At 68.8% G+C, this 25,210-nt stretch carries 29 protein-coding genes and 1 tRNA gene; 17 read left to right on the top strand and 13 right to left on the bottom strand.

What is annotated here, in order from left to right; translation table 11 throughout:
* The first annotated feature begins 201 nt into the window (after positions 1-201).
* The 9 genes from EIZ45_RS44600 (at position 202) to EIZ45_RS44640 (ending at position 7,911) form a co-directional block, all read left to right on the top strand.
* Positions 202-888, top strand: a complete 687-nt coding sequence (locus EIZ45_RS44600; RefSeq protein WP_370318249.1) for a rhomboid family intramembrane serine protease — start codon at positions 202-204, stop codon at positions 886-888.
* Positions 885-1,685, top strand: coding sequence for a glutamate racemase (gene murI / locus EIZ45_RS44605; protein ID WP_037815260.1), 801 nt, complete (start codon positions 885-887; stop codon positions 1,683-1,685). The genes EIZ45_RS44600 and murI overlap by 4 nt, the downstream gene beginning before the upstream one ends.
* Before the next feature lie 36 nt (positions 1,686-1,721).
* Positions 1,722-2,489 (top strand): MBL fold metallo-hydrolase, encoded by a 768-nt coding sequence (locus EIZ45_RS44610; protein WP_037815259.1) that lies wholly within the window; start codon positions 1,722-1,724, stop codon positions 2,487-2,489.
* Positions 2,490-2,526: 37 nt separating this feature from the next.
* A complete protein-coding gene (rph, locus tag EIZ45_RS44615) occupies positions 2,527-3,303 on the top strand; it encodes a ribonuclease PH (protein ID WP_037815257.1) in 777 nt (258 codons plus the stop codon).
* Positions 3,300-3,908: an RdgB/HAM1 family non-canonical purine NTP pyrophosphatase gene (gene rdgB, locus EIZ45_RS44620; RefSeq protein WP_043827854.1), complete on the top strand. Its 609-nt coding sequence runs from the start codon at positions 3,300-3,302 to the stop codon at positions 3,906-3,908. Before rph ends, rdgB begins: the two co-directional genes overlap by 4 nt.
* 66 nt (positions 3,909-3,974) lie before the next feature.
* Positions 3,975-4,664, top strand: coding sequence for a response regulator transcription factor (locus EIZ45_RS44625; protein ID WP_043827855.1), 690 nt, complete (start codon positions 3,975-3,977; stop codon positions 4,662-4,664).
* Positions 4,654-6,399 carry a cell wall metabolism sensor histidine kinase WalK gene (locus EIZ45_RS44630; protein ID WP_134670090.1) on the top strand — a complete coding sequence of 582 codons (1,746 nt, stop codon included), beginning with the start codon at positions 4,654-4,656 and terminating at the stop codon, positions 6,397-6,399. The genes EIZ45_RS44625 and EIZ45_RS44630 overlap by 11 nt, the downstream gene beginning before the upstream one ends.
* Before the next feature lie 51 nt (positions 6,400-6,450).
* Complete coding sequence (locus EIZ45_RS44635; protein ID WP_134670119.1) at positions 6,451-7,266, top strand: AraC family transcriptional regulator; 816 nt, start codon at positions 6,451-6,453, stop codon at positions 7,264-7,266.
* Positions 7,267-7,332: 66 nt separating this feature from the next.
* Positions 7,333-7,911, top strand: a complete 579-nt coding sequence (locus EIZ45_RS44640; protein ID WP_134670092.1) for a dihydrofolate reductase family protein — start codon at positions 7,333-7,335, stop codon at positions 7,909-7,911.
* Between the two features lie 50 nt (positions 7,912-7,961).
* Here EIZ45_RS44640 and bcp read toward each other — a convergent pair whose 3' ends face one another.
* The 4 genes from bcp to EIZ45_RS44660 form a co-directional block, all read right to left on the bottom strand.
* Positions 7,962-8,438, bottom strand: coding sequence for a thioredoxin-dependent thiol peroxidase (gene bcp, locus EIZ45_RS44645; RefSeq protein ID WP_037815250.1), 477 nt, complete (start codon positions 8,436-8,438; stop codon positions 7,962-7,964).
* 15 nt (positions 8,439-8,453) lie between these two features.
* Positions 8,454-8,993, bottom strand: a complete 540-nt coding sequence (locus EIZ45_RS44650; RefSeq protein WP_037815248.1) for a hypothetical protein — start codon at positions 8,991-8,993, stop codon at positions 8,454-8,456.
* A 197-nt stretch (positions 8,994-9,190) separates the two neighbouring features.
* Entirely contained in the window at positions 9,191-9,373 is a 183-nt protein-coding gene (locus EIZ45_RS44655; RefSeq protein WP_037358542.1) for a hypothetical protein, read from the bottom strand.
* Between the two features lie 31 nt (positions 9,374-9,404).
* Entirely contained in the window at positions 9,405-10,280 is an 876-nt protein-coding gene (locus EIZ45_RS44660) for a LysR family transcriptional regulator (RefSeq protein ID WP_134670094.1), read from the bottom strand.
* 117 nt (positions 10,281-10,397) lie between these two features.
* Between EIZ45_RS44660 and EIZ45_RS44665 the strand changes: the two genes are divergently transcribed.
* Entirely contained in the window at positions 10,398-11,297 is a 900-nt protein-coding gene (locus tag EIZ45_RS44665; protein ID WP_134670096.1) for an MBL fold metallo-hydrolase, read from the top strand.
* Here EIZ45_RS44665 and EIZ45_RS44670 read toward each other — a convergent pair.
* Positions 11,284-11,883, bottom strand: coding sequence for a TetR/AcrR family transcriptional regulator (locus EIZ45_RS44670; RefSeq protein ID WP_134670098.1), 600 nt, complete (start codon positions 11,881-11,883; stop codon positions 11,284-11,286). The two genes, EIZ45_RS44665 and EIZ45_RS44670, sit on opposite strands and share 14 nt — an antisense overlap.
* Before the next feature lie 75 nt (positions 11,884-11,958).
* On the opposite strand from EIZ45_RS44670, the gene EIZ45_RS44675 reads away from it, so the two are divergent.
* Genes EIZ45_RS44675 through EIZ45_RS44695 form a run of 5 tightly spaced genes read left to right on the top strand, consistent with a single transcriptional unit; the run spans position 11,959 to position 15,653 of the window.
* The gene (locus tag EIZ45_RS44675) at positions 11,959-13,023 is read left to right on the top strand and encodes an FAD-dependent oxidoreductase (protein ID WP_134670100.1); all 1,065 of its coding nucleotides are present in this window, start codon (positions 11,959-11,961) and stop codon (positions 13,021-13,023) included.
* A gap of 56 nt (positions 13,024-13,079) precedes the next feature.
* A complete protein-coding gene (locus tag EIZ45_RS44680; RefSeq protein ID WP_134670102.1) occupies positions 13,080-13,889 on the top strand; it encodes a metalloregulator ArsR/SmtB family transcription factor in 810 nt (269 codons plus the stop codon).
* Positions 13,886-14,476: a dihydrofolate reductase family protein gene (locus tag EIZ45_RS44685; RefSeq protein WP_043827866.1), complete on the top strand. Its 591-nt coding sequence runs from the start codon at positions 13,886-13,888 to the stop codon at positions 14,474-14,476. Before EIZ45_RS44680 ends, EIZ45_RS44685 begins: the two co-directional genes overlap by 4 nt.
* A gap of 44 nt (positions 14,477-14,520) precedes the next feature.
* On the top strand, positions 14,521-15,270 hold the full coding sequence (locus EIZ45_RS44690; RefSeq protein ID WP_081684668.1) for an SDR family NAD(P)-dependent oxidoreductase: 750 nt from the start codon (positions 14,521-14,523) through the stop codon (positions 15,268-15,270).
* 17 nt (positions 15,271-15,287) lie between these two features.
* The gene (locus EIZ45_RS44695) at positions 15,288-15,653 is read left to right on the top strand and encodes a MerR family transcriptional regulator (RefSeq protein ID WP_043827868.1); all 366 of its coding nucleotides are present in this window, start codon (positions 15,288-15,290) and stop codon (positions 15,651-15,653) included.
* A 120-nt stretch (positions 15,654-15,773) separates the two neighbouring features.
* On the opposite strand, the gene EIZ45_RS44700 is transcribed toward EIZ45_RS44695, so the two are convergent.
* The 4 genes from EIZ45_RS44700 to EIZ45_RS44715 all read right to left on the bottom strand — a co-directional run bounded on the left by EIZ45_RS44700 (position 15,774) and on the right by EIZ45_RS44715 (position 18,600).
* Positions 15,774-16,103 (bottom strand): hypothetical protein, encoded by a 330-nt coding sequence (locus EIZ45_RS44700; protein ID WP_043827869.1) that lies wholly within the window; start codon positions 16,101-16,103, stop codon positions 15,774-15,776.
* A 185-nt stretch (positions 16,104-16,288) separates the two neighbouring features.
* Positions 16,289-17,941, bottom strand: coding sequence for an alpha/beta hydrolase (locus EIZ45_RS44705; RefSeq protein ID WP_134670104.1), 1,653 nt, complete (start codon positions 17,939-17,941; stop codon positions 16,289-16,291).
* Positions 17,941-18,249 (bottom strand): type VII secretion target, encoded by a 309-nt coding sequence (locus EIZ45_RS44710; protein ID WP_106961154.1) that lies wholly within the window; start codon positions 18,247-18,249, stop codon positions 17,941-17,943. Before EIZ45_RS44710 ends, EIZ45_RS44705 begins: the two co-directional genes overlap by 1 nt.
* Positions 18,250-18,526: 277 nt before the next feature.
* Positions 18,527-18,600, bottom strand: a tRNA-Leu gene (locus EIZ45_RS44715).
* A gap of 124 nt (positions 18,601-18,724) precedes the next feature.
* Between EIZ45_RS44715 and EIZ45_RS44720 the strand changes: the two genes are divergently transcribed.
* Complete coding sequence (locus tag EIZ45_RS44720; protein ID WP_037358573.1) at positions 18,725-18,946, top strand: DUF3618 domain-containing protein; 222 nt, start codon at positions 18,725-18,727, stop codon at positions 18,944-18,946.
* Between the two features lie 723 nt (positions 18,947-19,669).
* Here the strand turns inward: EIZ45_RS44720 and EIZ45_RS44725 are convergent.
* The gene (locus EIZ45_RS44725) at positions 19,670-20,161 is read right to left on the bottom strand and encodes a hypothetical protein (RefSeq protein ID WP_134670106.1); all 492 of its coding nucleotides are present in this window, start codon (positions 20,159-20,161) and stop codon (positions 19,670-19,672) included.
* A 220-nt stretch (positions 20,162-20,381) separates the two neighbouring features.
* A complete protein-coding gene (locus EIZ45_RS44730) occupies positions 20,382-20,981 on the bottom strand; it encodes a TetR/AcrR family transcriptional regulator (RefSeq protein ID WP_037815230.1) in 600 nt (199 codons plus the stop codon).
* Positions 20,982-21,052: 71 nt separating this feature from the next.
* Here EIZ45_RS44730 and EIZ45_RS44735 point away from each other — a divergent pair, with 71 nt between their 5' ends.
* Positions 21,053-22,513 (top strand): NAD(P)/FAD-dependent oxidoreductase, encoded by a 1,461-nt coding sequence (locus tag EIZ45_RS44735; protein WP_043827872.1) that lies wholly within the window; start codon positions 21,053-21,055, stop codon positions 22,511-22,513.
* A gap of 296 nt (positions 22,514-22,809) precedes the next feature.
* On the opposite strand, the gene EIZ45_RS44740 is transcribed toward EIZ45_RS44735, so the two are convergent.
* Both EIZ45_RS44740 and EIZ45_RS44745 read right to left on the bottom strand, forming a co-directional pair.
* Positions 22,810-23,391, bottom strand: coding sequence for a helix-turn-helix domain-containing protein (locus EIZ45_RS44740; protein WP_043827873.1), 582 nt, complete (start codon positions 23,389-23,391; stop codon positions 22,810-22,812).
* Between the two features lie 124 nt (positions 23,392-23,515).
* Positions 23,516-25,195 (bottom strand): LCP family protein, encoded by a 1,680-nt coding sequence (locus EIZ45_RS44745; protein ID WP_134670108.1) that lies wholly within the window; start codon positions 25,193-25,195, stop codon positions 23,516-23,518.
* Positions 25,196-25,210: the final 15 nt, after the last annotated feature.

Here is a 25,210-nt window from a genome sequence, read left to right on the forward strand (position 1 = left end):
AACACAACCCATTAGGACTCCTTGAGGGAATCAGATTCCTTCAAGGGGCCCTTCACGGACGGTCCGGAAGCGGCAAGTCCGTGAAGGGCCCCTCACGGACTTAGATTCCCTCAAGGAGTCCTTCACGGCCGCGTCACCCGGAGCCCAAGTTCAGGGATTTCTCCCGAGGCCGTCCGCTCGCCCCCGACGTAGCCTGAGGTCGTGAGCACACTGCCTCCCCTCCCGCCGACGTCGCCGCCGCCCGCCGCTGGCAGCGGCAAGCCGGTCGACGCCGCGAAGCGCATCCTGCCGCCCCATCCCAAGGCCGCGGCGTTCGTCGCGCTGGGGTTCGTGGCGGTGCTGTACCTCGTGGAACTGCTCGACGTGATCCTCCCCGGCGAGTTCACGCACGGCGGGATCCTGTCGCGGGAGGCGTCCAGTCTCGACGGCATCCTCTGGGCCCCGCTGCTGCACGCGGGCTGGTCGCACCTGTTCTCCAACACGGTGCCGGTGCTGGTCTTCTCATTCCTCGCGATGGCGGCGGGCATCGGCCGGTTCGCCGTGGTCACCGCGATCATCTGGCTGGTTTCCGGGCTCGGCGTGTGGCTGGTCGGACCGTCGGGCGCCTACACCGTGGGCGCGTCCGGGCTCGCCTTCGGCTGGCTCGCGTACCTGCTGGTGCGCGGCCTGTTCCACCGGTCGCTCGCGCAGATCGCGGTCGCCGTCGTGCTGCTCGGCATCTGGAGCGGGATGCTCTGGGGCCTGCTGCCCGGCAACCCCGGCATCTCCTGGCAGGGTCACCTCTTCGGCGCGCTGGCCGGCATCCTCGCCGCGTGGCTGACCTCACGCGGGGAACGCGTCAAATCCCCGAGGAGCGAGCCGACGACCCCGGGTAACCTCGGGATGTGAGTTCTCCAGGCGCGCCCATCGGTGTTTTCGATTCCGGCGTCGGCGGGCTCACCGTCGCACGCTCGATTCTCGAACTGCTGCCTGCCGAACAGCTGCGCTACGTCGGCGACACCGCGCGCAACCCGTACGGCCCGTTGCCCATCGCCACCGCTCGCGAGTACGCGTTGGCTGCTCTCGACGACATGGTCGAGAGCGGCGTGAAGGCGTTGGTGATCGCGTGCAACACAGCGTCTGCAGCTTGCCTTCGCGACGCGCGCGAACGCTACGACGTACCTGTCATCGAAGTGGTCCTTCCGGCCGCGCGTCGAGCCGCCGTCGCGACGCACAGCGGACGCGTCGGTCTGATCGGCACCGAGGGCACTGTGCGTTCGAGGGCGTACGACGACGCCTTCGCGGCCGCGCCCGACGTACGCCTCACTAGCGTCGCCTGCCCGCGCTTCGTGGACTTCGTGGAGCGCGGCATCACTACCGGCCGACAGATCCTCGGTCTGGCACAGGGTTATCTGCAGCCGTTGCTCGAAGCCGAAGTCGACACGCTCATCCTCGGCTGCACGCACTATCCGCTGCTGTCCGGCGTGCTGCAGATCGTGATGGGGCAGGACGTCACGCTCGTCTCCAGCGCCGACGAAACCGCCAAGGACCTCTACCGCGTGCTGACCGAACTCGACCTGCTCGCCGAACGCGACGAACCGCCGAAGCACGAGTTCCTCGCCACCGGTTCGCCGGAGCCGTTCGCCCGGTTGGCGCAGCGGTTCATGGGCTTCGCGCCGGGTGCGCTGGACCCGGTCAGCGCGTGACGCTGCGGCGCTGCTGAGCGGAGTTAGGGTGACGGGGTGCGACTGACGATCCTCGGGTGTTCGGGCAGCATCCCCGGGCCGAACGCCGCCGCGTCCGGGTACCTCCTGGAGGCGGAGGGCTACCGGCTCGGTCTCGAGCTGGGCTCGGGCGCGTTCGCCCAATTGCAGACCGTGCTGGACCCGTTCGACCTGGACGCGCTCGTCCTTTCGCACCTGCACGCCGACCACTGCGCCGACGTCAACTCCCTCACCGTGCTTCGCCGCTACCACCCCGCGCCGCCGTACCCCGCGCGGCCGCGACGGTTGCCGCTGTACGCACCCGCAGACGCGCCTTCGCGCCTCGCGCACGCGTACGCAGCCGACGCGGCTGAGCGAGCCGCCGTGGACCTGTCGGACGTGTACGAGTTCCACGAACTGCGCGAAGAGCGGATCGAGATCGGTCCCTTCGACGTGACCGCTGTCGCCGTGTACCACCCGACGCCTGCATTCGGCCTACGCATCGCGTACGGCGGCACCATTCTCGCGTACACCGGCGACACCGGACTGTGCCGCGGCCTCGGCGAACTGGCCGACGGTGTCGATGTCTTGCTTTCGGAAGCGTCCTGGACCGATGCTGCCGACCGTCCGAAAGGCGTCCACCTCTCCGGGAAAGAGGCAGGTGAACTGGCCAAGGACGCCGGTGTCGGCCGTCTGCTGCTGACTCACGTCGCGCCGTGGACGGACCGCAATGCCGTCCTGGCCGAGGCCAGAGCGGTGTTCCCGGACGCCGAGCTGGTGACGCAGGGCGCGATCTACGACCTCTGATCGGAAAGTGTCAGAGGTACGTCCTAGAGTGCTCCCCGTGGTGAGAAAAGATGGCAGGAACGACGACCAGCTCCGCGAAGTGAAGCTCACCCGCGGGTTCCAGAAGTGGCCTGCCGGGTCGGTGCTCGTCGAGTTCGGCAACACCAGGGTGCTGTGCGCGGCGAGCGTGACCGAGGGCGTGCCGCGCTGGCGGGCCGGGTCCGGTCTCGGCTGGGTGACCGCGGAGTACGCGATGCTCCCGTCCGCGACCAACACCCGCAGCGACCGCGAAGCGGTCAAGGGCCGGATCGGCGGGCGGACGCACGAGATCTCCCGGCTGATCGGCCGCTCCTTGCGCGCGTGCATCGACCTGGCCGCGCTCGGCGAGAACACGATCGTCATCGACTGCGACGTGATCCAGGCGGACGGCGGCACCCGCACCGCCGCGGTCACCGGCGGGTATGTGGCCCTGGCGGACGCGATCACCTGGCTGGGCGCGGCGAACCGGCTCAATGACCCGCAGCCGCTGTCGTCCTCGGTGGCGGCGGTCAGCGTCGGCGTCGTGGACGGCCGGGTGCGCCTCGACCTGCCGTACGAGGAGGACTCGCGCGCCGAGGTCGACATGAACGTGGTCGCCACCGACGCCGGAACCCTCATCGAGGTCCAGGGCACCGGCGAGGGAGCTACCTTCGCGCGGTCCACTTTGGACACCATGCTCGACCTGGCGCTGGGCGGCTGCGCGGAACTGACCCGGCTGCAGAACGAAGCGCTGGCGCTGCCGTACCCGGGCGAGCTGCCGGAACCGCGGCCGGACAAGAAGAAGGGCCAGAAGTGACCAAGCTGCTGCTGGCCACGCGGAACGCGAAGAAACTGGGCGAGCTGCGCCGGATCCTGGAGGCGGAAGGCATCCAGGGCATCGAGGTGCTCGGCCTGAACGACGTCGAGGAGTTCCCGGAAGCCCCGGAAACGGCTCCCGACTTCGAAGGCAACGCCGCGGCCAAAGCACGCGACGCCGTGGCCGCCACCGGCTTGCCCGCCATCGCGGACGACTCGGGCCTCACCGTCGACGCGCTGAACGGCATGCCGGGCGTCCTGTCGGCCCGCTGGTCCGGCAAGCACGGCGACGACGAAGCGAACCTGAACCTGGTGCTGGCGCAGCTGACCGACACCCCGGACGAGCGCCGGGGCGCGGCCTTCGTCTGCGCCGCCGTACTGGCCCTTCCGTCCGGCGAAACCACCGTCGTCCGCGGCGACTGGCGCGGCACGCTGACGAGGGAAAAGCGCGGGACCAACGGTTTCGGCTACGACCCGATCTTCGTGCCGGAAAACGAAACGAAAACCAGCGCGGAACTGGCCCCGGCGGAAAAAGACGCCGTTTCGCACCGCGGGAAAGCGTTGCGCGCACTTCTGCCGGCCTTGCGGAAACTGGCCGACGCATAACCGCCGGGTCCGTCCCGGAGCCGCGCTGGTGGCTCCGGGATGGGACTCGGGCTAGTCTCGGCAAGCATGTGCGCCCATATCGTCCTTGCCGAAGACGATCCGAAACAAGCGGAACTGGTCCGCCGCTACCTCGAACACGAACAGCACACCGTGATCGTCGCGCCCACCGGCGAGGCCGCACTGGCGGAAATCCGCGCGGCGGAACCCGATCTCCTGATCCTGGACGTGATGCTCCCCGGCATGAACGGGCTGACCGTCTGCCGGACCATCCGGGCCTCGTCCGACCTGCCGATCCTCATGCTCACGGCCCGTTCGACCGAGGACGACCTGCTCCAGGGCCTCGACCTGGGCGCGGACGATTACGTCACCAAGCCCTACAGCCCGCGCGAACTCATGGCGCGGGTCCGGACCCTGCTCCGCAGAACGAACTCGGCGAAAGACGGTCCGCTCAAAGTCGGCACGCTGACCGTCGACAAGGAAAGGCACGAGGTCGCGGTAAGCGGAAACCCGATCGAAACGACTCCGGGGGAATTCCGGATCCTGGAGATCATGGCCGCTCGGCCGGACCAGGTTTTCACCAGGGCGCAACTCCTGGAACATCTGCACGGCTTCGACCGCTACATCACGCAGCGCGCCATTGACGTCCACGTCATGAACCTCCGGAAGAAAATCGAAGCCAATCCGAGAAAACCCGCGAAACTCCTGACGGTTTACGGCGTCGGCTACAAACTGACCGCGAAGTCCGATGCCCCGTAGCCTCCTCTTCCGCCTCTTCGCGGTAACCGCCGCGATCGCGGTGTGCGCCATCGCCGCCACCGCCTGGCTGGCGTCCCGGACCACTTCCGGTGCCATCGAACGGGAACAAGGCCAGCTCTTCGCCGACGACGGCACGATCTACCAGGCCCTCCTCTCGTACGCGGCCACCCATCCCACGTGGTCCGGCGCGGCCAAGACCATCAACGACTACGCGGAGAAAACCGGCCGCAAGATCGTCCTGACCACCCCGCAGGGCAAGCTGATCGCCAGTTCCGAACAAAACCCGGGCAAACTCCCGCCGCAGCCGTCCGCGGTCATCGATCCCTTGGCGGTCGACACCCGGCTGGGCATCAAATCCACCCCGGACCGCATCGACCCCGACGCGGTCGGCCCCTACCGGCTCCCCGCCGACGAACGCGAAGAACTGCAGGAAATCGCCGACAAGGTCCTGTCCTGCACTCAGCGCAGAACCGGCCTGGGCAGCCTGGAAATCTCCCCGAGCGGCCACCCCCGGGTGATCGCGCCCGCGGGCACCGCCCAATGCGGCACCGCTCTCCTGGAACGCCCCACCGAGACCGAGCGAGCCGCCCTGGACAAGCTGTCCGGCCTGATCGACGCCTGCCTCGGCCGGAACGACAGCACGATCCCGGTCGCCAAACTGGGTCTCTTGTGGACCTTCGACGGCCCCGTCGTCCAAGCCACCGACCAGACCATCACCAACTGCGTAACCTCGGCCCGCAAAGAGCAGCTGACCCCCTACGTCGCCCCCGCGGCCTGGCTCTACATCACCGAAAAGGGCACCGACCAGCCCCCGACCGGCTTCACCCTCTCCTCGGAAAACCGCACGAAGCTGATCGCCGTCACCGCCGCGATCCTGCTGCTGACGGTCATCGTCACCGCACTGGCGTCGATCCGCCTGATCCGCCCCCTCCGCGCGTTGACCGGCGCGGCCCAACGCCTCAAAGCAGGCGAGACGGGCGCCCGGGTCCGCGTCAAAGGCAAGGACGAGATCGCCCGCCTGGCCACCGCGTTCAACGAGATGGCGCGGGCGAGGGAAGAGCTGGAGAACGCCCGCAAGGCGATGGTCAGCGACGTCGCGCACGAACTGCGCACTCCGCTGTCCACGATCCGAGGCTGGCTGGAAGCGGCGCAGGACGGCATCAGCCAGCTCGACGACGACCTGGTGGCCTCCCTGCTGGAAGAAGCGGTCCACTTGCAACACATCGTGGACGACCTGCAAGACCTGGCTTTGGCCGACGCCGGTGCGCTGCGCGTCCACCCCGAACCCATCGACGCCAACACCCTGCTGACCCACTTGGCCGCCGCGCATGCCCCGCGAGCCGAATCCGCCGACGTCCGTCTTTCGGTCCCGCCCATGGAAAACCCGGCCATCACGGCGGATCCAGTGCGCTTGCGCCAAGCCCTGGACAACCTGGTCTCGAACGCCATCCGCCACACCCCGCCCGGCGGCTCGGTAACCGTCACCGCGAGGCAAGCCGAAAACGACGCGATTTTCGAAGTAACCGATACCGGAACCGGTATCGCCGCCGAAGATCTGCCCCGGGTTTTCGATCGTTTCTGGCGCGCGGATCCCTCCAGAAGCCGAGCGTCCGGCGGCAGCGGGCTAGGCCTGGCGATCGTCCGGAAACTAGCCGAAGCCCACGGCGGCGAAGTCACCGCCGCGAGCACGCCCGGGCGCGGCACCACCTTCACCCTGCGATTCCCCCGCGAGTAGCGCTGGCTGGCGGCTCTCGGCAATGCTGGCTGCGTGGAGTACGTGTCCCAGGTGCCGCGACCGCCGCTGGACGGCCTGATCGACGACATCTACTACCTGGCGGGCACGCCGCCGTACGCCCGGCTGACGCTGCCGCCGGCACCGTCGGCGCTGTTCATCGTCAACCTCGGGGCACCGTTCCGGATCCGCACCGGTCTCGAGACAGCCGAGTACGCCGACGGCTGCGTGATCACCATGCCCACCCGCGCCTACGAATTCGGCTATCCGCCCGGGACCCGCTCCGTCGGCGTGCACTTCAAACCGTGGGGGCTGGCGCCCTTCCTGCCGATGCCCGCCGCCGAACTGTGCGACCGGCCGGTGACGATTGAACAGGTCTGGGGCCGGCCCGCCATCGCCGAACTGCGAGACCGCCTCGCCACGGCAACCGGACCGCACGAAATGCTGGCACTCCTTGAAGCCGAACTGATGCGACGGCTGACCGAAACCACGGGGTTGGGCCTGGTCCGCCAGATGAGCAGCATCATCGCGGCCACTCGCGGCGCGGTGGCGATCGGCGGCTTGAGCGAGGCAGCCGGGGTCAGCAGCACCCACCTGGCACAACGGTTCAAGGCACTCGTCGGCGTCACCCCGAAGCGGCTTGCCCGCACGCACCGCTTCACCGCCGCCGTGTTCGCGATCGACCCGGCCGGACCGGTCGACTGGAGCGACCTGGCCGGTCGCGCGGGCTACTTCGACCAGGCCCACTTCGCCCACGAGTTCCGGGAGTTCACCGGGTTCACGCCGACCCGGTACCTCGAAGTCCGGCGGCGGTTCCTGCGCGAACATCCCGGCCACACCTTGGACGGCTGGCCGCTTCCCGCCGATTGATTTCTTACAAGAGCGACCGCGCGCGACCCGCTAATTTGGGGCCACCTGAGGCAGAGGAGAACCCCCGTGGGCAAGGTCGTCATGTACAGCTCGGTGTCGGCGGACGGCTTCATCGCCGGCGAAAACGACCAGCCGGGTCCGCTGTTCGACTGGCTGACCAGCGGCGACGTCCCGCTGGACGAGAGCGGCGTGCTGAAGGTGTCGCAGGCCTCGTACGACTACACCCGTGCGTACTGGGACCAGATCGGGGTGACGGTCGCGGGCCGCCACGTCTTCGACCTGACCGACGGCTGGGGCGGAAAACCGCCGAGCGGAATCGACCACGTGGTCGTCGTGACCCACCGCCCAGCGCCCGAAGGCTGGGACGCAGAAGCGCCGTTCCACTTCGTCGACGGCGTCAAGGCAGCCGTGGCCAAAGCACAAGAGCTGGCCGGCGACCGCATCGTCGAGATCGCCGCTGGCGACGTCGGCGGCCAAGCATTAGCCGCGGGCCTAGTCGATGAGGTGCGCATGGACGTGGTGCCGGTGGTTTTCGGATCCGGCAAACGCTACTTCGGCTCAGTCAACGCACAGCACCTGCTGGAGAACCCCGAGGTGGTCCAGGGCGATCGGGTACTGCACCTGCGCTATCCGGTGCGTCGCTGACCGATCGCGCGGAGAGGCCAGCCCGGCCTCTCCGCGCGTCGGGAGCCCATTCAGGCGGAGATCCCCAGATCCCGGATCAACTTCGCCACGTGCCCGGTCGCCCGCACGTTGTAGGCGGCCTTGGCGATCTTCCCCTCCGCGTCCACGATGAACGTGGACCGGATCACGCCCTGCACGATCCTCCCGTAATTCTTCTTCTCCCCGAACGCTCCCCATGCGGACAGCACTTCCTTGTCCACATCGGACAGCAGCGGGAACGTCAGCTTCTCCGCCTCGGCGAACTTCGCCAGCTTCTCCGGCTTGTCCGGCGAAATCCCCAGCACCTGGTACCCCGCGTCGTTCAGTTCCGCGAGGTTGTCCCGGAAATCGCAAGCCTGCTTGGTGCATCCCGGCGTGCTCGCGGCCGGGTAGAAGTACACCACCACGGCCTGGCCGCGGAAGTCGCTGAGCGAGACGTTCTTGCCGGTGCTGTCCGGCAGGGTGAATCCGGGCGCTTCGTCGCCCACGGCAAGTCGCTGGTCGGTCATGGGGACGAGAGTAATTCAGGCGTCTCCGCAATACGTGACGACGGCGGGCTCGCCCGTGCTCGGCCGCACCTGCACGGCCATCCGAGCACTCTCCGCCGGCACCGCGAAAGCCAGCGTGACCTGCGTAGACCGGCCCGGCATCAGGTCCTTGCCCGCGTCGGAAACGCCGCCGAGCCCCTGGGTGGCGTCCACGACCTGCTTCGCCGGCTTCCCGGCGACCGTCGCGGTGACCGAGAGCGCGGAAACGCGGTACGGGTCGGTGCCGTTGTTCGTGACCTGGATGTAGAACGCCGCCGCGCGAGCGCTGCGCGGATACGCCGCCGGGCTCGGCTGGAAGGACTGCGGGGCCGACAGCGAGACCGTGATCCCGCTGGCGAAGCGGTGGTTGGCACCGAACTGCAGGTCGCCGGAGGCTTGCGCGGCCGCGGGCTGCGCCGCCGGGTTGCCGACGCCCATCGCGGCGGAGCCTTCCCGAGCGTTGACGCCGCCGCAGGCTGCCACGGAGAACAGCAGGCAGGCGGTCAACAACAGCTTCGGGGTGCGCGGGGGCGCCATCGCGGGGGTACTCCAGTCGGGGTGGGGCGGTGTGCCGTTCGGCGTAGTTGCCGGGCGGACCCGCTCCACTCTGGCGGCACTAATGCCGCCACGGTGCGGAAGACGCGGACCTGGTGTACACCCGTGGCCGATCCGTGATCGAAAGAGCACACCGGGTGACAGTCGTCACCCCGATGTCAACGGCCGGAGGTCGGGATTCAGACCGCGAACGCGAACAACAGGATGAACACCGCGACCCCCGCGCCCCAGGCGACCATGAGCCAGCCGAAGTCGCGCACCGGGTCGACCGCGCGGCTTTCCTCGCCGGGGATGTACACGCCGCGGTTTTCGAACCAGTCCGCGCATTTGCGCAGGATCCGCAGCGGATTGCGTTCCGGCACCGCCTGCACCTCCCCGATGTCCGGGCCCAGCCTACGGGTTCGCGGGGGTTTCGCGGCCGTCGAGCCCGGCGATGCGCACGGCGAGTTCGACGAACGAGCGGACCAGCGGCGGCGCGGAGTCCTCGCGCCAGGCGACCACGAGCCGGCTCGGCGGGCAGCCGGCCAGCGGGACCGTCGTGACGCCCTCGGGAAACGAGTGCGCGAGCGGGGCCAACCCGACGGTTCCGTTCCACAGCACGGCTTGCAGGCATTCGTGCACCGTCCGCACGACCGGGCCGCCGGTGCCGCCGCCGCTCCAGAACGCCTGCCACTGCGGGTCGGTGCCGTCGGGAAACCGGAACCACGCCCGGTCGGCGAGCTCCTCCCGGCGCACCTCGGCGCGTCCGGCCAGCGGATCGTCCGCGCGCAGCACGACGCCCATCGGATCGGAGCGCAGCACACGCGTGCGGATTCCGGTGGTGTCGAACGGAATCCGGGTAAGCGCGACGTCCACGAGCCCGGCGCGCAGGCCGGTGGTGGGATCGGTGAGATCGGCCTCGCGGACGCTGATCCGCACGCCCGGATGCCGTTCGCGGAACTCGCCGGCGAGCCGGATCCCGACCGGTTCCGAGCTGTCGGCGAGGGTGCCGAGCCTGAGCGTTCCCGGCCCGGCCGCGGCGGCGACCCGCGCGCGGACCTGGTCGGCTCCCGCGAGCAGGGTGCGGGCCTCGTCGTAGAGCGCGGTCCCGGCGGCGGTGAGCGCGACCCCGGACGGCGAACGCTCCAGCAGGATCGCGCCGAGGTCGGTTTCGAGCTGTTTGATCGCGCGGCTCAGCGGCGGCTGGGTCATGTGCAGCCGCGCCGCCGCCCGGCCGAAGTGGCGTTCCTCGGCGACCGCGACGAAGTACCGGAGCGAACGGAGATCCACAACCAGCGACAATACCCTTGCGGTATCGGAAAAAGCGGATCGGTCTTGGACACCGCGCGGGCGCGGCGCTGGACTGGAACGGTCCCTGATCCCGCGCTTTCCGAGGAGCCCCCGGCGATGGCCGACTACCCGTATCCCGATCCCGTCGTGCAGACCTCCCAGGTGCGCGAACTCGCCCGCGACCTCGTCGTGGTCCCGAACCAGGGCGTGCAGCTGGTGCCGAACGTCGGCGTCATCGGCGGGACGCATTCCGTGCTCGTCGTCGAGACCGGCATGGGGCCGCGCAACGCGGAAACCGTGCTGAAGTTCGCGACCGAGTACGCGCGCGGCCGCCGGATTTACTTGACCACCACGCATTTCCACCCCGAGCACGCGTTCGGCGCGCAGACCTTCGCCGGAGCCGCGACCTACCTGGTCAACCGCGCGCAGGCGACCGACCTCGCCGCGAAAGGCCCGGGCTACCTGCGGATGTTCAGCGGGCTGGGGGAGCCGGTCGCGCGGCAGCTCGAGGGGGTCGAACTGCCGGCCCCGGACGTCGTCTACGACTCGGCGCACGACCTCGACCTCGGCGGCCGCGTCGTGCAGCTGCGTGCCACCGGTCGCGCGCACAGCAAGGGCGACCAGGTCGTCACGGTCCCGGACGCGGGCGTCCTGTTCACCGGCGACCTCGCCGAGACCGGCCAGTTCGCGATCTTCCCGTGGTTCCCGCCGCACGACACCGACGTGTCCGGGATCCGCTGGATCGAGGTCATGCGGAAGCTTTCGCAGCAGCGTCCGGACATCGTCGTGCCCGGCCACGGGGACATCAGCGGTCCGGAACTGCTCGACGACCTACGGGTCTACCTCGAACTGCTGCGCGACGAGACCTGGCGCCGCCGCGATTCCGGGATGGCCGAGGCGACCGTGGTCGCGGAAGTGCGGGAGGAGCTGATCAAGCGGCATCCGGAATGGGAAGGCCGCGAGTGGATCGACACCGCGGTGGCTTGCCTGTGCGCGGAGCACGTCAGTCACGCTTGAGCAGCGGCCCGAGGGTCGTCACGATGGCCTGCCGGGTCGCCTCGGCGCGCTGTTCGGGGGTCAGTTCGTCGGAGCGGTCCAGCATCGCCTGCGACGCTCCGCGCACCGCACCGGCGAACGCTCCGGTCAACGTGCGGGCGGTGAGGTCGTCGAGTTCGTCGGGGAAGGCTTCGGCGAGGATTTCGGCGATCCGGCGCTCGGCGTTGAACTGGATTTGCAGCGCCCGGCCCTGCACGGCGGGCACGGTTTGGAGCAGCCGCATCCGCAACGGGGTCAGCTTGCCGATGATGTCGTCGCTGACCTCACCGCCGTCGGCGAGGACGCGGACCAGCAGGTCGATCGGCCGGTCGTCCGGGGCGCGGTTCGAGAGGGCCTCGAGCAACGCCTGCACCCGGCTCTCGGCGTCGGGGAACAGCAGTTCTTCCTTGCTGGCGAAGTAGCTGAAGAACGTGCGCGTGCCGATCTCGGCGGCGGCGGCGATGTCGGCGATCGTCGTCTCGTCGTAGCCGTTGCGCTCGAAAAGATCCGTGGCCGCGTCGATCAGGGCCTGGCGGGTGCGGGCGCGCTTGCGTTCACGGAGCGACATGGCTCGAGCATACGGCGCCGAGTGCAAATCAGCACTCATTGCAAATTTGCACTGAATGCGGTTATGTTGGGGTGCATGACTCGTGACGTGCTCGTGTGCGGTGCCGGGATTGCCGGTTCAACGCTCGCCTTTTGGTTGGCGCGCAACGGATTCCGGCCGACGGTGGTGGAACGGGCGGCTGGTCAGCGCAGCAGCGGCAACCCGGTGGACGTCCGCGCGGGCGCGATGGAGGTGGCCGACGCGATGGGTGTCGTGCCGCGGTTGCGCGAGGTCGCGACGCACGCGAAGCGGCTGCGGGTGCTCAACGCGCGCGGGCGTTCGGTGACCACGGTGCGGATGGCGGTGCGCAAGGAGATCGAGGTCCCGCGAGCCGACCTCGCCTCCGCGCTGTACGAATCGGCGCGCGACGACGCGGAGATTCTCTTCGGGGACACCATCACCGCGTTGCAGCAGGACGACGGCGGGGTCGACGTCACCTTCGAGCACGCTGCTCCGCGTCGGTTCGACCTGGTGATCGGCGCGGACGGTGTGCACTCGGCGGTGCGGCGGCTGGTGTTCGGCGCTGAGGAGAAGTTCGTCCGGCACGCGGGGCTGTACGTCGGGACGGTGTCGCTCGGCGAGCCGTCGGACTATCCGGAGGACGTGGTCATGCTGAACAGCCCGGGCAGGCTCGTGGCGATCCATCCGGTGCGGGGGAATTCCGGGGTCGCGTTCATCTTCCGCGCGCCGGATCCCGGACAGGGCAAGGAAATCGTGGCCTCGGCCTATCGCGGGCTAGGCTGGCGAGTCCCGGAGCTGGTGGCCCGCTTCGAAGCCGCCGACGACGTGTTCTTCGACGCGGTCGCCGTCGTCGACCCGCCGACGTGGCATCGCGGCCGGGTCGCGCTGGTCGGCGATGCCGCCTCGTGCGTCTCGCTGCTCGGCGACGGTTCCAGCCTCGCGATCGTCGGGGCGCACACCCTCGCCGCGGCGCTCGCTGACGGCACCCCCGCCGAGGCGTTCGCGCGCTACGAGGCGACCCATCGAGCGCGCGTGAAGCCCAAGCAGCGCGGGGTCGGGACGGCGGCATCGGTGCTGGTCCCGCGCACGAAACGGGGGCTGGCGGCGCGCAACCTCGCCGCCCGGCTGCTGCCCGGCTGAGACTGGCCCAAAGAATTCCTTGACACGAATATTCGACGTAGTGAATACTTCAGTGCATGGACGGGATCGCCTCAGCACTCGCAGACACCACCAGGTGGCAGCTGGTCGCACTGCTCGCGGAACGGCCGCGGTCGGTCGGCGAGCTGGCTGAGCTGACCGGGCTGCGGCAGCCGCAGACGACCAAGCACCTGCAGACCCTCGCCCGCGCCGGCCTGGTCACCATGGCCCCGCTCGGGCAACGGCGGGTCTACGCGGCCGAAGCGGCTCCGCTGCGGGAGTTCGCGGACCAGCTCCAGAAGCTGGCCGTGACGATCGAGGCGCACGCGGGAGAGCGCGACGTGCTCGACCGCTACCACGCCGCGATCGAGGCCGACACCGCGGCCGCGAACCGGGATCGCTGGGCCGACGGCCGCGCGTTCTCCTTCGAGCGCGTGCTGCCGGTGCCGCCGGAAACGGTCTGGCGGTACTGGACGGACGCCGGGCTGCTGGCGTCGTGGTGGGTCCCGCCGTCCCTGACTGTCACCGAGTGTGTCCTCGAACCGGAGCCGGGCGGGCGCGTCGTTCTCGCCTACCGCGACGCCGAAGGCACTTACCGCTCGGAAGGGCAGGTCCGGACCGCTCGCGAAACCGAGCGGCTCGAGTTCGACCTGTCGGTGCTGGACGCGGCCGGAGCCGTCGCGTTCAGCGGCCACTACGACCTCGCCCTCGCCCCCGCGGCGAACGGCGGCACCCGGCTGCGGCTGGGTCTGGAGATCAGCGCAACGACGGTCGAAGCCGTGTCCGCCATCGCCGGAATCGAAACCGGCTGGGGACAGGTCCTCGACCACCTCACCGAAGTCATCACCCGAAAGGACATCCAGTCATGACCGAGCGTCGCGTCACCGCCAACCTCGCCCTGACCCTCGACGGCCGCTACCACGGTCCGGAAGGCCCCGGCGACATGAGCGCGATCATCCCGTACGTCACCACCGAAACCGCCCGCAACCAGATGTCCCGCATCTGGGAGAACGCGACGACCGCGCTGCTCGGCCGCCGCAACGCGGAAGGCTTCCTCGGCTTCTGGCCGACCGTCGCCGCCGACGAGAACGCCGACCCGCGCGACCGCGGTTACGCGAAATGGTTGGTGGACACGGAAAAGGTGGTCCTGTCGAGCACGCTCACCGAGTCGCCGTGGGAGCGCACGCGCATCGTGAACGCGCCCGCCGCCGAGGTCGTCGCCTCGCTCAAGGCCGACGGAGAGGGCGACATCCTGGTCAACAGCAGCGTCAGCGTGATCAAGGCGCTGCTGGCCGAGGACCTGGTCGACCGCCTGTACCTGACCATCTGCCCGCAGATCGCCGGCGGCGGCCCGCGCCTGTTCGACGACGGCCTGCCGGGTACCAAGTGGACAGTCGCGCACCAGGAGACCGGCGACCTCGGCGAAGTGGCCCTGGTTTACGACCGCGTGCGCTGAGCGGCTTGACCTTCACGCATACGGCAATGTTTAGCGTCGATTCCATGAGTGAAGGACAGTTTGCCGGCAAGGCCGTGATCGTCACCGGCGGTGGAACGGGCATCGGACAGGTCACCGCACGCGAGTTCGCCCGGCGAGGCGCGGACGTCCTCGTCGTGGGCCGCACCGCGGAACGGCTCGCCGAATCCGCGGACGGCTTCCCGCGGATCCGCCCGTTCGCCGCCGACATCACCTCGCCGGGCGCGGCGGAGGAGATTGTCGCTGCGGCACTTGCCGAATTCGGCCGGCTCGACGTGCTGGTGAACAACGCCGGCATCGTCGAACCGGCCGCGCTGGGCGAAATCAAGCCCGGAGCGTTCAACGGAGTAGTCGCGACGAACCTGCTCGCGCCGGTCTACCTCGTGCAAGCCGCGATGCCGCACTTGAGCGCGGTGGTCAACGTGACGACCGCGATCAGCCAACGCGGCTGGCCGATGGCAGGCCGGGAGTTCTACGCGGCAACGAAAGCCGCACTGGAATCCCTGACCCGAAGCTGGGCAGTGCAACTAGCCCCGCGAGGCATCCGCGTCACCGCGGTCGCCCCCGGCCCGGTCGCCACGGAGATCTACGCGCGCGAGGGCTTGACCGCCGAAGAAGCCCAAGCACAGCACGAAACCCTGCGCGAAATGGTGCCGCTGGGCCGCCTCGCCCGGCCGGAAGAAGTCGCGCATTGGATCGTCGAACTCGCGAGCCCCGGCGCCGACTACATCACCGGCGCGGTCATCCCCGTCGACGGCGGCGCAGTGATCGCTTAGCGGCGTACGCTCGGGTCGTGCGGATCGGAGAGCTGGCGAAAGCCACCGGTGTGACGACCAGGGCGCTGAGATTCTACGAGGAGCAGGGCTTGCTGACCGCGGCCCGCTCCCACAACGGCTACCGGCACTACGACGAGTCCGCGATCGAGCGGGTGGCGAACATCCGCTACCTGCTCGATTCCGGCCTGACTGTGGAAGACATCCGGCCGTTGGGTTCGTGCCTGCAGGGAGACTTGCCCTCGCGAAGGTTGTCCTCGAGCGCGGTGGCGCTGGTGGATCGGCGGCTGGCTGTTTTGGATGAACGGATCGATGCGTTGAGCCGGGCACGAGAGCGGCTGTCGTCGCGGGCGGCTGCTGCGCGGGGCGAGGTTGGTTGCGATTGATGCCCGAGTAACGGCAGGGGAGCACAACACTGGCGGCTGTTCCGGCGACTAGCGGACGCGCGGCCGGCAAGTTCGCCCATTACCCGTCACCGTCAAGGCGGTCTCTCGCGCTGGGAGACCTTAGGACTTGGGCTCGGGCGTTCCGTTAGGCCAGATGCACGGCGAACTGACCCCGATGTTGAGCCTCCCCTTGTCCGGCCCGGTGACCGTGCCTTCCAAACTCATCAGATAGCCGTCGCGCTGGGCGTTGGCGAACAGGTCTCGGGGCCGGTTGTCTGATTCGAGCGACCAGCCGTTCTGCGTCCACCATTTCTTGAGCTTTTCGTAGTAGCTGTCGTTGCGCGAGCGGTCCGGGCCGTCGACCCACATGCTGACGCTCACGTGAATCTGACCCGTCGCCTGATCGTTGTCGTCGGTGCACGAAAGCTGTGGTGCGAAGTCGTCGGTCAACCGATACCCAGGGGGGAAGACGGCCGCTGCGGCTGCGCGCGCAGAAGCCAATGCGGTCTCGCGTGCTTGCGCGGCCGAAACCGTGGGTTGCATGGAGGCACCTCCGCATGAGACGAGGGCGAATACGGCGATTGCCATGAGAGCGGCCTGAATTCGCGCAAGCGTTTTTCGGTTTGGTGGGTTCGTCACGGTTTGTTCCCAGCGATGATGTTGCCCATCGCGCGGAGCGAGGGCGATCGGTCGACCCAGTAATTGCTGTGGGCGCCCGCGACATGTCCAGGGTCGGACTCGAATGTCTGCCCGCCGAAGTAGTCGGTGGCGGGGTCCGGGCCGAGAGGGTCGAACGGTTCGGCTTGGGGCGAGTGGAGGTTGGTCAGGGCGGGAACGGGGTCGGTGAGTGCTTTGGTGGAGTAGATGTGCTGCCCGACCTGATCTTGCGGGACGGCGTCGAGGTGGAGCTGGTTGGCGTGGTCGACGCCGACTCCCGGGCTGGCGACCATGACGAGGTTGTCGGCGGGCAGGCCGAGGTCCCGGGCGGTGTGCCCTACCGCGGTGGTGCCGTAGCTGTGGCCGATGACGGTGGTGTTCACCGGTCCTTGGTGTGCTGCGCCGATTCCTTCCTGGAAAGCGCGGAGGGAGTGTTCCGCGTTGTCGGCGTAGCTGGTGCTGGCGGCGTCCGCGAGGGTTTGCGGTGCGTCGTACCCGGCCCAGGTGATCACCGAGGTCGACGGTGACCCGACTTTGCCGGCCATGGCCATCATCGCGTCCGCTCGTTCGATGTCGACGTGCATGCCGTCGTTGAGCCCGGAGGTGGTGCCGGGAACGTAGGTGGCGACGTTGGCGGCGTGGTCCGGGTCGCCGATGGCTACGACAGCCTGTCCGGAGTCGGCCGGGTTGACGCTCAGCAGGAACGCGGGCGGTTGCCCGGGCAGGGACCGCTCCAGGCGGTCCTCGATCTGGTGGATCCCGGCAAGACGCTGGTCGAGGGTCTCGCGCTGGGCTTGCAGCGCATAGTATTCCTTCTGCTGCTGGGGGTCGCTGCGTTTCATGCCGTCGAGGCGGTGCTGGATGTCGTCGCGTTGGCGTTGCAGGTCTGCGTGCTGTCGCGAAAGCACGGTTCGGTTCGCGCGGTCGCGGTCGACTGTGGGCAGGCCGTCCATCGCGCCGATCATGCCGGGGCGGTCGCGGATGAGGATGTTTCGTCCGTCGGGCGAGAGGGTGGCCCACCAGGCGGCGTTCTGGGCCGGGGTCGCGTTGGGCGGCGGCTCCGGCAGGGTGAGGCCGGGGTCTTTGAGGCCGTCGGCGGCGGCTGCGGCGACGGTGGATTCGTTGCCGGTGCCGCATTGGCCGGCGGCGGCTTTGTCCAGGACTGCGGCGAGGTCGCTGTCGATGTCTTCGGCGGTGCGCAGGATCTGCGCGACGTCGTCGGCCAGTTGCTGTTGTGCTCGTGCCCGGTCCTGCGGGTGCAGTTCCGGTGGCGGATCGCCTGCGTAGACGCAGACGATTGCGCCGTCGGCGGTGATCGCGAATCCGTACTTGCGGGCCAGCTCGTCGGCGTTCTTGATCGCGGCCTGTACCGCGAGGATCGCGTCGGCGGCCTGTCCGACGGCTTTGCCGATCGCGGCGACTCCGGCGACGTAGGTGTCCAGGCCCTGCATGTGGGTCTTGTGCTGGGCGGCCGCGCCTTCGGCGGCGGGGCCGCTCCAGCCGTCCACCGGGAGAAGCTTGCCGTAGTCGTCGCCCTCGCTGACCAGAACCTGCACTTTCGCCCGCACGGCCGAGCAAACCTCGTCCAGCACGTTCGGGTTCCAGGCGCGCACATCGGCCAGCGACACCATCAGCGCGGCCCCCGCATCGTCGGAGCGGCCGGGAACACCCCCGCGGCGGCCTGGTCGCCGCGCGCGTACCGGTCGGCCGCGGCTCCCAGATTCTCGCCGAACCGCTGGGCTTGCCCGCACCACTGACTGAACGTCGCAGACAACGAATCCCGGCAGTTCCCTGCCGCCGAGGCGGCCTTCCCGCCTCGCATCGCACCGGAGATCCGCCCGACCAACCCCGCGCAATCCGCGCCTCGCAACCCGCCGGTCTTCTCCCCCGCAGACCGGCTCGCTGCTCTCAACGCGGCGGGCACACTCGTGAACCCCATCGGCCTCCCCTTCCGTAACCGACCAATCACGTTACGGGCGCCCGGGCTCGGAGATCAACGGCGCTACTCCCTCAAACGGGGTGCTCACCAGCGAAAACGCGAAGGTCTACCTAGCTCGGCTGAGCAGAACCACTCAGCGTTGGCGAGAGGGCAGGCGGAGGCGACCGCATTGTCTCCGATAAGCGAGAAAGTGCCTTTATCGGTGGCACCTGTGTGGCATGCGGTCTGTCCGGACCAGTTGCCAGGCTTGCTCCGATGCAGGTCAGAACCGTGGGGGTGGGGCCGGAGAGACTCGAACTCTCACTGGCACGGACCTAAACCGTGTGCCTCTGCCAATTGGGCTACGGCCCCCAGGAACCAGGTGTGATCGTAGCGCGCGCCACGTTCGGGTTCGCTCGGCGTGGCCAGTCGTCGTCTCGCGGGGGTTGTCCTCTACCGTGGACCGCCTACAGTCCGACTGCGGCGAGGAGGGCACGTGGCTCGCGACCCCGAGACCATCGAGCGTGAGATCGAGCAGGCGAGGACCGCTTTGGCGGCGACCCTCGACCAGCTGGGCACGAAAGCCAATCCGCAGAAACTCGCCGAGCAGGCGAAGGACGGCGTGCGCGCGAAGCTCGACAACCCGAAGGTCAAGTACCCGCTGATCGGGGCTGGCGTGCTGGTGGCCGTGCTGCTGGTGCGGAAGCTGTTCCGCTGACGGGTTCGCGTCGCTGACGGGCACGTCTCCGGTTACGCCGGGTGTTGCTTCGGTCGCGGGCGGACGGGTCGCCGGATACTGGCTGTTTCCGCCCTGGATGGCGGATGGACAACGGTGATCGCTACGCCCGGTGAACTTCGTGAGAAGTGCCACTGAACCAGGGGTCACCTGTTTGGTGGTCCCTCACCTGGGTCGGTCGGGGGCATCACGTTCGCCGGATCGGGCTACCCCGCTGGGGTTACGCGGTGGTTTTTCGCCGCTGTGCTGGGCGTGGCCAACTGTTTGCGGGTGTGAACGGTGATTCCGCTCGGCGGGCAGGTACCGGCGCTCAAGGGGCCCTGAGGCGAGGATGAAGCAGGGGTGCGTGCAGGCAAAACCGTCGGCGCAAACGGTGCCTGAGCGCGCTGGCAAGCCCGGCCGCGACGCGGGAGCTGAACGAGCAGGCGAACCAGCCTGCGAAAGGGCTGAACGAGCCGCCAGATCAGCCTGTGAAAGAGCTGCGCGAGCGGGCAAACCGCCCCGTGAAAGAGCTGTGCGAGCGGGCGAACCGGTCCGCGAGAACCTAGCTGTACGCGCAGGCAAGTCGGTCCCGTGGAACGCTCAGGCGAACCGACCTGCGGAAACCCGAGCTGAACAACCAGGCAAACCGGCCGCGGAAACTCGAGCGGAACGTAGGCAAACCAGCCCGCGAGAACGCGAGCTCAACGAAGAACTACTGCGGGATCAGGCGCGTGCGACCGGAGGCGTGGCCGACGCGCCCGCTGTCACACCGGGGCGGCTCGCTTCGTCCGGCTTGCGGTCTTCGACCTCTTTCGGCAGCTGCTTGCTCGGCGGCAGCGCTGGCTTGGCGGCCTTGTCCTTCTCCACGGACGCGGACGCGGCCGCAGGAGCAGCGGGAGCCTCGGGCTCGGAAGCCGTAGCAGCGTCCTTGGCCGCCTTGGCACCGCCCGACGGCGGGATTTCCAGCGGTTCGATGTCCGGCAGTGTCAGGCGGGCGGCCATGTACGCGCTGGTGAACTCCAGTGCGTTGCCGTTCAGCAGGTGCACGACCGTGGGTCGCTCGTTCGGGGCGAGCTTCTCCACGAGCTGGTCGGCCCGGTCGCGGGCGGCGATGATGCCCGGCGCCTTGCCGGTCAGCTCCTTGCCGCGGCCGCTGACGGTGATCGTCCAGTCGTCGTTGTCGTGCTTGTACGTCGCCGTGATCGTTTCCACCACTGCCTCACCCCTCTCGTCATCAGCATGCGTCACAGGTCGAGACCCGGCCACCGCAAACTCATGACGCGATTCCTGCCTGCCGGCCGCTGGCGCGACACTCAGTGTGTCTTTCTACCGTGTCATCGATACCGTAAGAAAACTCTGTGTCACAAGTAACGGGACGAGATGTGCGCTGAGTGACGACCGAATGGACTAATGCACGGTCATCTTCACGTGCAAGCTAGATCGCTCGCTGTGACAACCCGGCCCACAGCAAATCCATGGCGTACTCGGTGGCCTTCTCGGGGGTCACCTCCGGGAAGCGCTCGCACCAGATGGCGAGCCGCTCGCAGGCTCCGACGACGAACTCGGCCGAGGCTTCGGCGCGCAGGGTGTCCTCGCTGTCGAAATAACCGCTCATCAACGCGGTGATCAGGTCGGTCTGCTGCCGGCGGGTTTCTTCGATCTCGTCCGCGGCGGGGGTGCCGATGAGGGCCATCTCGTGTCGCAGCAGCGACCAGGCCTGGCGGCGCTCGCGGATGAAGACGAAGAACGCCAGCAAGCCGCGCCGCAGCGCCTCCTGTGCCGAGTCCGCGCCGACGATCGACTGCTCGGTGGCCTCTTGCAGCGCCGACCGCGACTGCCGGATGCACGCCAGCAGCAGGCCCTCTTTCGAGTTGAAGTACTCGTACAGCATCGGCTTGGACACACCGACCAGCTCGGCGATCTCGTCCATCGACGCCATCGCGTAGCCGCGCTCGCCGAAGACCTGCTCGGCGACCTCGATCATCTGCCGTTCCCGCTCGGCTCGGGGCATGCGCTTGCGCTTGGCGGTGGTCATGGAGCACACTCTACCGCCAGTAACCTACTCCGAGTAAGCTGGACTTCGGGTAACAGTTAACGGGAGGACGCATGGGCAACCGCACCGAGACCGGCGTGATCGTGGTCGGCACCGGGTTCTCCGGGCTCGGCATGGCGATTCAGCTGCGCAAGGACGGCCGCGACGACTTCGTGGTGCTCGAGAAGGCCCAGGACGTCGGCGGAACCTGGCGCGACAACAGCTACCCCGGTTGCGCGTGCGACATCCCGTCGCACATGTACTCCTTCTCCTTCGAGCAGAACCCCGGCTGGTCGCGCGCCTACTCGCCGCAGCCGGAGATCTACGAGTACATGCGCGGCGTCGCGGACAAGTACGACCTGCGCCGCTTCATCCGCTTCGGGCAGGAGATGACCGGCGCGCGCTGGGACGCCGAGGAGAACCGCTGGCACGTCAGCACCCGCGGCGGCGACGAGTTCGTGGCTCCGGCGCTGGTCGCGGGCGTCGGCGCGCTGCACCGGCCGATGATCCCGGACCTGCCGGGCATCGAGCGGTTCCAGGGTCGCGCGTTCCACTCCGCCGAGTGGGAGCACGACTTCGACTTCGCCGGCAAACGCGTCGCCGTGGTCGGCACCGGGGCCAGCGCGGTCCAGTTCGTGCCGAAGATCGCGCCGGAGGTCGCCGAGCTGACGCTGTTCCAGCGCACGCCGCCGTGGGTGATGCCGAAGGCCGACCGCGACATGCCGGGCTGGCTGCGCGGGCTGTTCCGCGCGGTGCCGCCGGTGCAGCGGCTGTACCGGAATTTCCTTTACTGGACCCTGGAAGCGCGCGCGATCGGCTTCAACGGCCAGCCGTGGATCATGAAGATCGGGCAGCGGCTCGCGAAGAGCAACATCGACCGCGCGGTGTCGGACCCGGAACTGCGCGCCAAGCTGACCCCGGACTACACCATGGGCTGCAAGCGCGTGCTCATCTCGAACGACTACTACCCGGCGCTGGCCCGCGACAACGTCGACGTGGTCACCGACGGCGTCGCGGAGGTGCGCGAGCACAGCATCGTCGACCAGGCGGGCGTCGAGCACGAGGTCGACGCGATCGTCTACGGCACCGGATTCCACGTGACCGACGCGTTCGACAGCCTGGAGATCGTCGGCCGCGACGGACGGAATCTCGCGAAGGAGTGGGCGAGCGAAGGGATGCGGACGCATCTCGGGATCACCGTCAACGGCTTCCCGAACCTGTTCTTCCTCCTCGGGCCGAACACCGGGCTCGGCCACAACTCGGTCGTCTTCATGATCGAGGCGCAGATTTCCTATATCGCGCAAGCGTTGCGGCTCGCCGGCGACCGGGCGCTGGACCCGCGCGAGGACGTGCAGGAGCGGTTCAACGCGCAGGTGCAGAACAAGCTCGAAAAGGGCATCTGGACCCAGGGCGGCTGCAAGAGCTGGTATCTCGACGCGAAGGGCGTGAACCGGACGCTGTGGCCGGGCTTCACCTGGCGGTACTGGCTCGACACCCGGACCGTCCGGCGCGACGACTACGAACTGCTCGGCTGAGGGTGGCACGAAGGGGACTTTCGCGGCGGGGGATGGAGCCGCGAAGGTCCCCCTCGTGGTCTCTGCGGTAGTCCACAGTGGACTACGGGTACGAGGGGAAGCTTTCGCGGCAGGGGAGGAGTCGCGAAAGCTCCCCTCGTAGTTTCAGGGCAGCGTTCAGCGCGGAACGGCGGTCCACAGTGGACGCTGGCCGTGCGCGGGCAGCGTTGTCGTCGAGCGGAGAAGGAAAAGGAAGAGTACGAGGGGGATGTTCGCGGCAGGGGAGGAGTCGCGAAGGTCCCCCTCGTGGTCTGTGGTCAGGCGGGAGCGAGCTTGCGCAGGTGCGAAACCAGCTCGGCCGTCGGAAGACCGCACAGTTCGGCCATCCGCTCCAGCGCGGCGAAGTCGAACGACACCTCGTCGGCCGAGGCGCTCGCCGGAGCGGGCGGGCCGGACGCCGCGGGAGCGGAAGGGCTTGACGCGGCAGGAGATCCGGGACCGGGAACGGAAGCGCCGGCGGCGGCTCCCGCGCGGGCGGGCATCGCGACTCCGCTCTGCCGCAACCGTCCTTCGGCCCAGCGCCGCAACGGAGTCAGCTCCGGACCGGCCTCCGCGACGACCCGGCGCAGGTCCACGCGGACCCGGCCCGGTTCCTCGGTGAAGACCCGGCTGTGCACCTTCGCCAGCAAATCCTGCGGAAGCTCGTCCATCGCCACGCACAGTTCGACCAGGCGCACCACGGAACACTGCCGGGTGCCCAGTTCATACGTCGCCAGTGTCTGCAGCGAGATTTCGCTCTGCAGATGCGCGTTCAGCTCTTTGCGCGTCCATCCCCGGCCACGCCTGAGCTTGCGCAGCTCGTCTCCCAGCACTCGCTGGTAGTGCTCAGCGTCGATCACGGCCCCTGCCCCTCAACCAACTTCGCGGACGCGGGCTTGCGTCCCGATGGTGAAAGTGCCGAAGCGGCCGCTCATTACGCGGGTTTCGGAAAAAATTTCCGCTTGCCCCGAATGGAGCAACACGTCAGTTGACGCAGGGCACGCCGTCGGCGGTGATCGGCTGGTCGTCGCTCCCCGGACCGGTGGGCGTCGACGGCGGTGCGGCCTGCTGCTGCGCCGGAGGCGCTTGCGCCGCACCGGTTCCGCTCGACGCGCCGTCGGCGGGCTGGTAGTCCGAACCGAGGTACACCTTCACGTGGCCCTTGGGCACGCTCTTGTCTTCCTGCACCGTCGCCTTGGTGCCGAGCGCGTCCGCGACCGCCTGCCCGGCCGCCTCGCCGCCGCTGGGGACCCAGATCACCGTCGTCTTGCGCGAGGACGCGTTGTCCGTGTCGCCTGCGGTGAAGCCCTTGTCCACCAGTTGCTTGGACACGCTCGCCGCGAGACCGGTGCGGTCCGACGCGTTGCGCACGTCGACCGTCGTGTCCTTGTGCGACTGGTCCGGCTTCTGCTGTTGCTGCGCCGGCGCGCCGTCGGCTCCGGCCTGCGGACCGGTGAGGCCCTGCACGAACGCCTTCACCTTCGCCGGGTCGACCTTCACCGCGACGCCGTCGTTCGGCGTGCGGTACTCGACGTTGTCGACCGGGATGGTGCGGAACTCCAGCTGCCCGCCGGTGAGCCCCTTCATCTGCTGGGCGAAGTTGAAGATGTCCCAGTTCTGGTTCAGCACCACGGACTTCTTGATGGCGTCGACCAGAGCGTTGAGCTTGCCCGGGTCGGTCAGCGTTCCCGCGGAGAGGATCTTGCGCGCCATGCCGGCCATGAACACCTGCTGGCGCACCACGCGGTCGAGGTCGCCGCGCGGCAGCCCGTGCCGCTGCCGGACGAACTCCAGCGCCTCCACCCCGGAGATGGTGTGCTGGCCCTTGGTGAACTTCGCGCCGGAGAAGTCGTCGTCGACGTTGTCCTTCAGGCAGACGTCCACGCCGCCGATCGCCTTCGTGATGTCGCTGAAGCCGAGCAGGTTGATCGCCGCGTAGTTGTCGATCGTGGACCCGGTCAGCTCCTGGATCGTCGAGATCAGCAGCCGCGCCCCGGCCTGGTTGGCCTTGACGTCGAGTTCCTTCGGATCGGTGACGCCCTGGGCCTGCAGGTCCTTGCGCGCCTGCAGCATCGCCCTGGCGTACGCGGAGTTGATCTTGTGCTTGCCGTAGCCGGGGATGTCGACGTACGAGTCGCGCGGCAGCGAGAGCGCCACGGCCTTGCTGCCGTCGTTCGGGATGTGGACCAGGATCAGCGTGTCGGTGTTCAGCTCGCCGTCCGATTCGCCCGCGCGCAGCTGGGCGAGCAGTTCCGGGGAGAGCGGGTTGCCTTGCGCGTCGGTGCGGCTGTCGAGGCCGACCAGGAGGATGTCGCGGGCGCCGTCGGCGGGCTTGTCGCCGCCCGCGCCGTCGCCGATCACGTCGGAGTAGTTCAGCCCGTTGACCAGCCCCTGCAGCGACGCCCACGCGTATCCGGTGAGCCCCATGACCAGCAGCGACACCACGGTCAGAGCGATTTTCGCCCCGCGCAGGCCGCCGCGGCGGGCGCCCCGGTACGGACGGCGCGGGGGCGGTCCGGGACGCCGGGGCGGTCCGGCGGCGTGCGGTTCGCGTCGCGAGCGGGGCGGTGGCCCGGGCCGCCGCCCCGGTCCCCGGCCGGGCTGGTCCTGCCACGAGCGGGCGGGGCGGCGATCGCCTTGCCCGTTCCGAGGCGGGTAGTCCACGGGCCGGCTCCTTCT

Origin of the sequence: Amycolatopsis sp. CFH S0740, from assembly GCF_004522315.1 — a bacterium.
Taxonomy (GTDB): domain Bacteria; phylum Actinomycetota; class Actinomycetes; order Mycobacteriales; family Pseudonocardiaceae; genus Amycolatopsis; species Amycolatopsis nivea.

Bases quoted from the DNA above. Each gene is read 5' to 3' on its own strand.
- EIZ45_RS44735 (WP_043827872.1), top strand. From the start codon at position 21,053: ATGGGCAACCGCACCGAGACCGGCGTGATCGTGGTCGGCACCGGGTTC.
- EIZ45_RS44670 (WP_134670098.1), bottom strand. From the start codon at position 11,883: ATGTCGCTCCGTGAACGCAAGCGCGCCCGCACCCGCCAGGCCCTGATC.
- EIZ45_RS44650 (WP_037815248.1), bottom strand. From the start codon at position 8,993: ATGGCGCCCCCGCGCACCCCGAAGCTGTTGTTGACCGCCTGCCTGCTG.
- EIZ45_RS44665 (WP_134670096.1), top strand. From the start codon at position 10,398: ATGGCCGACTACCCGTATCCCGATCCCGTCGTGCAGACCTCCCAGGTG.
- EIZ45_RS44630 (WP_134670090.1), top strand. From the start codon at position 4,654: ATGCCCCGTAGCCTCCTCTTCCGCCTCTTCGCGGTAACCGCCGCGATC.
- EIZ45_RS44680 (WP_134670102.1), top strand. From the start codon at position 13,080: ATGGACGGGATCGCCTCAGCACTCGCAGACACCACCAGGTGGCAGCTG.
- EIZ45_RS44710 (WP_106961154.1), bottom strand. From the start codon at position 18,249: ATGGGGTTCACGAGTGTGCCCGCCGCGTTGAGAGCAGCGAGCCGGTCT.
- EIZ45_RS44675 (WP_134670100.1), top strand. From the start codon at position 11,959: ATGACTCGTGACGTGCTCGTGTGCGGTGCCGGGATTGCCGGTTCAACG.
- EIZ45_RS44625 (WP_043827855.1), top strand. From the start codon at position 3,975: ATGTGCGCCCATATCGTCCTTGCCGAAGACGATCCGAAACAAGCGGAA.
- EIZ45_RS44705 (WP_134670104.1), bottom strand. From the start codon at position 17,941: ATGGTGTCGCTGGCCGATGTGCGCGCCTGGAACCCGAACGTGCTGGAC.
- bcp (WP_037815250.1), bottom strand. From the start codon at position 8,438: ATGACCGACCAGCGACTTGCCGTGGGCGACGAAGCGCCCGGATTCACC.
- EIZ45_RS44730 (WP_037815230.1), bottom strand. From the start codon at position 20,981: ATGACCACCGCCAAGCGCAAGCGCATGCCCCGAGCCGAGCGGGAACGG.
- EIZ45_RS44690 (WP_081684668.1), top strand. From the start codon at position 14,521: ATGAGTGAAGGACAGTTTGCCGGCAAGGCCGTGATCGTCACCGGCGGT.
- EIZ45_RS44685 (WP_043827866.1), top strand. From the start codon at position 13,886: ATGACCGAGCGTCGCGTCACCGCCAACCTCGCCCTGACCCTCGACGGC.